This window comes from Stenotrophomonas sp. 05L414_2, assembly GCF_056397905.1.
Map to the genome: position 1 here is coordinate 1 of NZ_JBFTOJ010000176.1, position 7990 is coordinate 7990.

The 7990-nt window shown below is 67.4% G+C and carries 7 protein-coding genes; 2 read left to right on the forward strand and 5 right to left on the reverse strand.

What is annotated here, in order from left to right; all coding sequences use genetic code 11:
- From AC1DJN_RS18585 to pilG, 5 genes are all read right to left on the reverse strand, one after another.
- The coding region (locus AC1DJN_RS18585; RefSeq protein WP_478039727.1) for an Hpt domain-containing protein at window positions 1-2278 on the reverse strand (2278 nt) is incomplete at its 3' end.
- Between the two features lie 100 nt (window positions 2279-2378).
- Window positions 2379-4415 (reverse strand): methyl-accepting chemotaxis protein, encoded by a 2037-nt coding sequence (locus tag AC1DJN_RS18590; protein ID WP_032974974.1) that lies wholly within the window; start codon window positions 4413-4415, stop codon window positions 2379-2381.
- Window positions 4416-4456: 41 nt separating this feature from the next.
- Window positions 4457-4987, reverse strand: coding sequence for a chemotaxis protein CheW (locus AC1DJN_RS18595; RefSeq protein WP_025877750.1), 531 nt, complete (start codon window positions 4985-4987; stop codon window positions 4457-4459).
- On the reverse strand, window positions 4987-5349 hold the full coding sequence (locus AC1DJN_RS18600) for a response regulator (RefSeq protein ID WP_025877749.1): 363 nt from the start codon (window positions 5347-5349) through the stop codon (window positions 4987-4989). The genes AC1DJN_RS18595 and AC1DJN_RS18600 overlap by 1 nt, the downstream gene beginning before the upstream one ends.
- An 18-nt stretch (window positions 5350-5367) precedes the next feature.
- The gene (gene pilG / locus AC1DJN_RS18605) at window positions 5368-5769 is read right to left on the reverse strand and encodes a twitching motility response regulator PilG (RefSeq protein ID WP_005418455.1); all 402 of its coding nucleotides are present in this window, start codon (window positions 5767-5769) and stop codon (window positions 5368-5370) included.
- 240 nt (window positions 5770-6009) lie between these two features.
- Between pilG and gshB the strand changes: the two genes are divergently transcribed.
- Both gshB and AC1DJN_RS18615 read left to right on the forward strand, forming a co-directional pair.
- Window positions 6010-6957 (forward strand): glutathione synthase, encoded by a 948-nt coding sequence (gene gshB, locus AC1DJN_RS18610; protein ID WP_478039729.1) that lies wholly within the window; start codon window positions 6010-6012, stop codon window positions 6955-6957.
- Window positions 6957-7841, forward strand: coding sequence for an energy transducer TonB family protein (locus AC1DJN_RS18615; RefSeq protein ID WP_025877745.1), 885 nt, complete (start codon window positions 6957-6959; stop codon window positions 7839-7841). The genes gshB and AC1DJN_RS18615 overlap by 1 nt, the downstream gene beginning before the upstream one ends.
- The last annotated feature ends 149 nt before the right edge of the window (window positions 7842-7990 follow it).

Here is a 7990-nt window from a genome sequence, read left to right on the forward strand (position 1 = left end):
GCACGACGGCGGCCGGCATGGCCTGGGGATTGAAGCCGGCGGCAGCGGCATTCAGCTCTGCGAAGAACTGCGCATCGGCTTCGCTGAAGTCGATCGGCGCGATGGTATCCACATCGACCAGCGCCACGGTCGGCGCAGCAGACACTGCCGACAGGTCTTCGGATGCGGGCAGATCAGCGGCCGGTGCGACGTAGACTGCCGCATCGGTCGCCGCGTCGCCGTCAACGGTGGAGTCGAGCCGTTCGTTGATGGCCAGGCCATCGTCGGCCTGCACCACCGCACCGGCGTCAATGAACTCCAGCGTCGCAGGCGAGGCCTGCTCGTCGTCCAACGACAGCGTTTCCATTGTCTCCAGCGACAACACGTCATCGGCGTTGTGCAGCAGGCTGCTGTCGAAACGGAACACCACATCGTCGCTCAGCGACGTCTGGCCGTCCTGCTCGGCGGCAACCGGATCGAAGGCCAGCGAAATGACCACGTCCAGCGACGCGGCAGACGACGTCTCGTCCAACGACGTCGCCAGGAAGGCGTCATCATTGCCGTCTACGGCGCTTGCCTGCGTGTCGTCCTCTTCCGGCACCGGAATCGCGGACAACGTCCAGGCAGCAGCGTCGGACCGTTCGACGGACACAGGATCGAAACTGACCGGATCGAAGCTGTCGAACGTCGGCGCACGCTCGTCGCTGCGTTCGGCAGCACTCCCTGCCGGCGCGTCGAATCCACCCAGTTCCCACTGCGGCACTTCCGGCGCGGGGGCGCTGGAGGCAGCGAACAACAGGGGCGCCGGGGTGCCGTGCGGTTCGGCCGACAACGCTGGCGTACCCAGCGATCCGAACATCAGGCCGTTGTCGGCGGGCGTAGCCTCCGGCAGCGGGTCGAAGGTGAAATCGGGCAGCGACGCCGGCACGTCACCCGGTGCCGGCGCGGAGGCCTGCACGTCGATATCCAGCGGTTCGATCTGCAGCGGCTCGGCTGGCAAGACCACAGCTTCGCGCATGACCGGCTGCACGTCTTCGACAGCGACCACGCCGCGCTCGGGCAGCGRCCAGTAGCGCAGCGCTTCCAKGCTGCTGCGGGTGATGTCGAGGATGTCCTCGCGACCCGGACGGCGGTCACGCAGGGCTTCCAGGTAGTACTCCAGGCTGGCCATGGCGTCGGCCAGGGTGTCCAGCTGGCGACCACTGGGCACCCGCTGACGACCGATCAGTTCGGCTTCGATGTACTGCTGCACGCCGCGCAGATAGTCTGCCGCGGTGCCCAGGTCGAGCATGCGCAATGCGCCGGAGACATCGCCGAGCAGGCGCGGCACGTCCTGCAGTTCGGCGTGGTTCCAGCTGGTTTCGATGAAAGCGACGAAATGCTCGCGGGCGGCGGCGAAATTGGCGATCGCCTCGTGCGCCAGCACTTCCACCGTGCGCCGGTTCTCCACCGCGCTCGGATCATCCTGGCCACTGCCACTGGCACCGAGGTGTGCGACCTGGTCATCCAGCGATGCATCGACATAGAGCAGCGCACCGGCGATATCCAGCAGCATGTCTTCGTCGATCTGCTGGCGGCCCTCGACGACCCCGCGCAGCGCGTCGCGCTGCTGCACGACCACGCCCCGCGCAGCGCCCAGGCCGAGCATGCCCAGCGTATCGGCCACCGAACCCAGCTTGGTCACCTGCTCCTGCAGCTGCTGCGGCGAACCGTCGGTACGCAGGTGCAGGTCCAGCGCGTCCTTGACCTGCAGCAGTTCTTCCTTGACCGCGTTGCCAACGGTGTCCAGCAGCTCGCGGTTGCGGCCGCTGAGGCTGCCGCGTGCATGGTCCAGTTCCGCTTCGGTGGCGGTCACCGAATCGGGCGCGAACGCGAACAGCACGCTGTCGTTGATCAGCGCTTCGCCACGGGCGGCGCGGATCTCGTTGAGCAGCGGCTGCAGCACGATCGGGATGTCACGGTGTCCGTTCTGCAGGCGCTCCAGGTAATCGGGCAGCAGCACGCTGCCGCGCATCAGGGTGGCGCAGGCCTCGTCGCGCTCGGCGACCTCGCCCTTGCCGACGGCGATGGCGAGCTGTTCCAGCTCCTCGGCCACCATCGCCGGTGCATACAGTTCGACCATGCGCAGCGTGCCCTGCACCTGGTGCAGGTAGCCGGCGCAGATGCGCATGCGGCTGCTGTCGGCCGGATCTTCGGCGAAGTACTCGACCTCGTTGCGCACCAGGCGCAGGGTCTCGTCCAGCTCGGGCTTGACCCAGCCCAGGGCTGCGTGGCTCATCGCATCGCGCAGGCTGCTCATGGATGCGCTCCGGTCGCCGCCGCGCGACGGTCGCGCGGATCCTGGCGTGGGGAATGGAAATGCTTCATCGACTGGTTCCTTGCTCGCCGCCCTGCCCGTGTCACGCCGGCAGCTTGAAGTCGGCGACCGAACGACGCAGGTCGGCCGCCAGCTGCGCCAGGTGGCCGATCGACTCGGCGGTCTGCCCGGCACCCTGCGAGGTCTGGCCGGTGATCTGGCGGATCACGCCCATCGTGCGGGTGATGTCCGACGCCGCCGACGACTGCTGCTGGGCGGCGATGGAGATGTTCTTGATGAGGGTATTGAGTGCGTTGGACACGCGCTCGATCTCGGTCAGCGCGGTGCCGGCGTCCTCGGCCAAGCGTGCACCGGACACCACTTCGGCGGTGGTCTGTTCCATCGAGGTGACCGCTTCGTTGGTGTCGGCCTGGATCGCCTGCACCAGGTTCTCGATACGTCGGGTCGCACCGGAGGTGCGCTCTGCCAGGCGCTGCACTTCGTCGGCCACGACCGCGAAACCACGACCGGCTTCACCGGCCGAAGCCGCCTGCACGGCCGCGTTCAATGCCAGGATGTTGGTCTGCTCGGAAATGTCGTTGATCAGTTCCACGATCGAGCCGATCTCCTGCGAAGATTCGCCCAGTCGCTTGATGCGCTTGGAGGTCTCCTGGATCTGGTCGCGGATCTGGTCCATGCCCTGGATGGTCTCGCGGACCACGCCGGCACCTTCGGCGGCGATCACCACCGAACGCTGTGCCACGTCGGCCGACTCGGCCGAGTTGCGCGATACCTGTTCGATGCTGGCGGCGATTTCGCCGATCCGGTCCGACGCCGAGGTGATCTGGTTGGCCTGGTGGCCGGCCGCTTCGGCCAGCTGCATCGCGGTGGCCTGCGTTTCCTGGGTCGACAGCGCGACCTTGGCCGAGGTGTCGTTGATGGTGGTCACCAGGTGGCGCAGTTCATCCACCGCGTAGTTGATGGCGTCCGCGATCGCGCCGGTCATGTCCTCGGTCACCGAGGCTTTCACGGTCAGATCGCCCTCACCGAGCGAGGAGATTTCGTCCAGCAGCCGCATGATCGCCTGCTGGTTGCGGCTGTTGAACTCCACCTGGGTCTGGTAGCGCAGTTCCTGCTCGCGCGAGCGGCTGCGCACGTTGGTGGAGACGAAACCGATGATCGCGATCAGCGACAGCGCACCGGACACCACGCCGATCCAGAAATTCGGGAACAGGCGGGTGTCGGACACCGAACCGAACGAGGAGAAGGCTTCGAACAGCTTGCGGCTGTCGGTCAGCATCTTCGCCGAACCCTGGCCCAGTGCGGAGGCAGCGGACTGCGCGGCGAACAGCTGGCGCGAGCTGGCCAGGATCGCGTCGGCGTCCTGCTTCATCGCCTGCCACTTCTGCTGCGACTGCTCCAGCGCAGCGACGGCGGCAGCGCCGCGCACGGCGGTGATGCCCAGGTCCTCGTTGCCATTGCGCAGCGCATCGAGCACCTGCGAGAACACGGTGATGTCGCGGGCCAGCGCGTCACCGGCAGCGGCCGCAGCCGTGCCGCCGGCGCGGATTTCAGTCACGCGACGCGCCATCGAACCGGCGACCACCACCTGCTGCAGGGCGCTGTAGACCTGCGACGACGGCGCGCCGGAGGCGGACATCGCACGCACCAGCTCGTTCAACTGGGCCTGCAGGCCCGGCACCGCACCGGAGAAGTTGTTGGCGTTGCCGGCCAGGGCCAGTACTGCCGGTTCACTGGCCACCAGCTGGCCAGCCTGCTTGCCCAGCGGCGCCCAGGTGTCGGCCAGGGTCGAGATCGCCCGGGAGACGCCCGGCTCGTTGCCGTAGCGGCCCTGCAGGGTCGACACGTTCTGCTCGATCGCGTTGCGGGTGGCCTTGAAGGCGGTGAAGGCCTGCGCGTTGCCGCCGACCGCGTCACGGCCCTGGTTGGCCAGCTGCTGCGACAGCACCTGCAGGTCCGCGGCCTTGGAACCGGCATCGGCCAGGCGGCTGCCCTGCCAGGTGGACACGCCGGTGTTCACACCGAACAGGATCATCGACAGGGCCAGCAGCGCCAGCCAGAGGTTGCTGCCGCCCAGCCGCAGCTTGCCGGACTTGGTGGCATCCGAAGCAGTACTCATCGTTCAACCTCGATTTTCAATGCAGGGGGCGATGCCCGGCCTCAGGCCGCGGCTTGCCGGAATTCAGGGGTACGCGACAGCAGCGAGAGCGAGAACACGCCCCAATCGTTGCCATCGGCATGGAAAGCGCGATCGACGAAGTGGCCGTAGCGTCCCTCGGCCAGTGAACCGGCCTCGATCTGCTGGGTCAGCTCGAAGCTGCGCTGGCCGAACAGTTCATCGATGGTCAGGGCGACGTCGCCACCGGCCTGGCGCATGATCAGCACGCGCTGGCCTTCCTGCTGGACAGTGCGCGCCCCTTCCAGGAAGTACTTCAGGTCGACCACCGGGAACAGGTTGCCGCGCAGGTTGCCCACGCCCAGCAGCCACGGCTGCGCGCATGGCACCGGGGTCACCGGCGGCATCGGCACGATCTCCACCACTTCGCGGAAATCGGACACCAGCCGACGCTGGCCAACACGGAAACCGACGCCACGCCACAGGTCCTGCGCGAACTGCCGCCCGGGCAGCTGCACCGCGTGGGCCAGGCTGCGCCGTTCGTAGGCTTCAAGAATGTCGAAGGGCGAGCGCATCAGGCCACCAGCTCGTTGATCCGGGCGATGAGTTCTTCCTCGCGCGGCGGCTTGACGATGTAGTCGGCGGCGCCTTGGCGCAGCCCCCAGGCCTTGTCGGTTTCCATCGCCTTGGTGCTGACGATGATGACCGGGATGTGCTTGATCGCTGCGTCGCGGGCCATCGCCCGGGTCGCCTGGAAACCGCTCATGCCCGGCAGCACCACGTCCATCAGGACCAGCTGCGGCACCTGGTCGCGGACCAGCTGCAGGCCATCTTCGGCATTGTCCGCTTCCAGCACCTCATGGCCGGCACGGCGCAGCCATTGGGTGAACACCGCGCGGTCGGTCGGTGAATCCTCGATCAGGACGATACGAGCCATTGTGCCTTTCCCCCCTGGTCAGGCGTTGACGTACGTGCGGATGGCACCCAGCAGTTCTTCGCGCGTGAATGGCTTGGTCAGGTATTGCTCCGAGCCGACGATGCGCCCCCGCGCCTTGTCGAACAGACCATCCTTGGACGACAGCATGATCACCGGGGTCGCCTTGAACAGCTGGTTACCCTTGATCAGTGCGCAGGTCTGGTAGCCATCCAGGCGCGGCATCATGATGTCGACGAAGATGATCTGCGGCTGCTGGTCGGCAATCTTGGCCAGGGCCTCGAAACCGTCCGTCGCGGTCACTACTTCGCAGCCTTCGCGCTTCAGCAGTGTTTCCGCAGTCCTGCGGATGGTCTTCGAGTCATCGATGACCATCACCCGGAGTCCTGCGAGCTCCCCGCCCGCAGTCGTGTTTTCAGTCATTGCCATTCCCCAAGCGCACGGCCCAATCTTTGGCGGGAGCCGCTGCGAAAGCGTATCTATATCGCACTTCCCGCGCCCGCTTCAAGGGCGGTCCGTGGCGCGGGGCGTGGCGCCGGGCTGAACGTGACCGGATTGGCAATCACTGCGCAGCCCGGCAAGGGACGCTGCGTTGCACATCGCCGGGGAGGCGCACGGCCGGCGTTGCCGCTACCATCAACGCCTTGCCTGACAGGTGCACCCATGCCGTTGAACGTCATCGTGGTGATGGACCCCATCGCCCACATCAAGATCGCCAAGGACACCACGTTCGCCATGCTGCTGGAAGCCCAGCGCCGCGGCCATGCCCTGCACTACGTGCGCCCGGGCGGGCTGGCGCTGGAAGGCGGGGTGGCCGTGGCCTGGACCGCCCCCCTGCAGGTGCGCGACGACCCGGCCGGCTGGTACGAGCTGGGCGCATTCAGCCGGACCGAATTCGGTCCCGGCCAGATCGTGCTGATGCGCAAGGACCCGCCGGTCGACGCCGAGTATGTCTACGACACCCAGGTGTTGGATGTCGCTGCCGCCGCCGGTGCGTGCGTGGTCAACAACCCGCAGGGCCTGCGCGACTACAACGAGAAGCTGGCCGCGCTGCTGTTCCCGCAGTGCTGCCCGCCGACCCTGGTCAGCCGCGACGCCAAGGCACTGAAGGCCTTCGCGCTGGAACACGGCCAGGCGGTACTGAAGCCGCTGGATGGCATGGGCGGGCGCTCGATCTTCCGCAGCGGACAGGGCGACCCCAACCTGAACGTGATCCTGGAAACGCTGACCGACGGCGGCCGCAAGCTCGCCCTGGCCCAGAAGTTCATTCCCGACATCACTGCCGGCGACAAGCGCATCCTGCTGGTCGATGGCGAGCCGGTCGATTACTGCCTGGCGCGCATTCCGCAGGGCGATGAGTTCCGCGGCAACCTGGCCGCCGGTGGCCGTGGCGAAGGCCGTCCGCTGAGCGAACGCGATCGCTGGATCGCCGCCCAGGTCGGCCCGGAAATGAAGCGTCGTGGCATGCGTTTCGTCGGCCTGGACGTCATCGGCGACTACCTGACCGAGRTCAACGTGACCAGCCCGACCTGCGTGCGCGAGCTGGACGCGCAGTACGGCCTGAACATCGCCGGCACCCTGTTCGACGCGATCGAGGCCGATCTGCGCTGATGGATGCCGCACCTGCCGTCCTCGCCCCGCCGCCGCGTGAAGCGCAGCGGCTGGGCGCCACCATCGCCCTGTCGGTGCTGGTGCACGCCCTGCTGATCCTCGGGGTCGGCTTTGCCGTGAAAGGCGACGCGCCCCTGGTGCCGACCCTGGAAGTGATCTTCAGCCAGACCCGCACCGCGCTGACCCCGAAGCAGGCCGATTTCCTGGCCGCCGCCAGCCAGGAAGGCGGTGGCGAGCACGATCGTGCGCAGCGCCCCCGCGACAACCAGGCCGGCATCGTGCCGCAGGCCCAGGCCGGCATCAGTCCGGTACCCCAGCAGCAGCAGTCGGCAGCACCGGTACCGCCGCCGCAGGCGCGGGTGGTCAGCAGCCGCAATGGCCAGGACACCGTGGCCGTGGCGCAGTCGCGCCCTACCCCGCTGCAACCAACACCGGATGCACCGATGACCGCGCGCGAACAGCGCGATGCTGAAATGGCGCGGCTGGCGGCGGAAGTGCACCTGCGTTCGGCGCAGTACGCCAAGCGGCCGAACCGGAAATTCGTTTCGGCCAGTACGCGCGAATACGCCTACGCCAATTACCTGCGTGCGTGGGTGGACCGCGCCGAGCAGGTCGGCAACCTGAACTACCCCGACGAAGCACGGCAGCGCCGGCTGGGGGGACAGGTGGTGATCAGCGTGGGGGTACGCCGCGACGGCAGCGTGGAAAGCAGCCGGGTGTTGAAGTCCAGCGGCACGCCGCTGCTGGACGAGGCCGCGCTGCGGGTGATCCAGCTGGCACAACCGTTCCCGCCGTTGCCCGACAGCGAAGACCAGATCGACATCCTGCAGGTCACCCGCACGTGGGTGTTCCTGCCCGGTGGCGAACTGCGCGACGACCGGTAAGGTTTTCTGCCCGGGCCTGCGGCCCGGGACCCGCTGCAAGCAACAGCAACAGCAACGGCAACGGCAACTGCAACGTCAAGATCAAGAGCCGCGGTTGGGCTGTTCGGTTTGGCGGGGCGGTGTGGGCTTGCAGGACACGCCGTAAACCC

Excerpts from the sequence above, each read along its gene's own strand:
- AC1DJN_RS18600 (WP_025877749.1), bottom strand. The coding sequence starts at position 5,349 with ATGGCTCGTATCGTCCTGATCGAGGATTCACCGACCGACCGCGCGGTG.
- pilG (WP_005418455.1), bottom strand. The coding sequence starts at position 5,769 with ATGACTGAAAACACGACTGCGGGCGGGGAGCTCGCAGGACTCCGGGTG.
- AC1DJN_RS18595 (WP_025877750.1), bottom strand. The coding sequence starts at position 4,987 with ATGCGCTCGCCCTTCGACATTCTTGAAGCCTACGAACGGCGCAGCCTG.
- AC1DJN_RS18590 (WP_032974974.1), bottom strand. The coding sequence starts at position 4,415 with ATGAGTACTGCTTCGGATGCCACCAAGTCCGGCAAGCTGCGGCTGGGC.
- AC1DJN_RS18615 (WP_025877745.1), top strand. The coding sequence starts at position 6,957 with ATGGATGCCGCACCTGCCGTCCTCGCCCCGCCGCCGCGTGAAGCGCAG.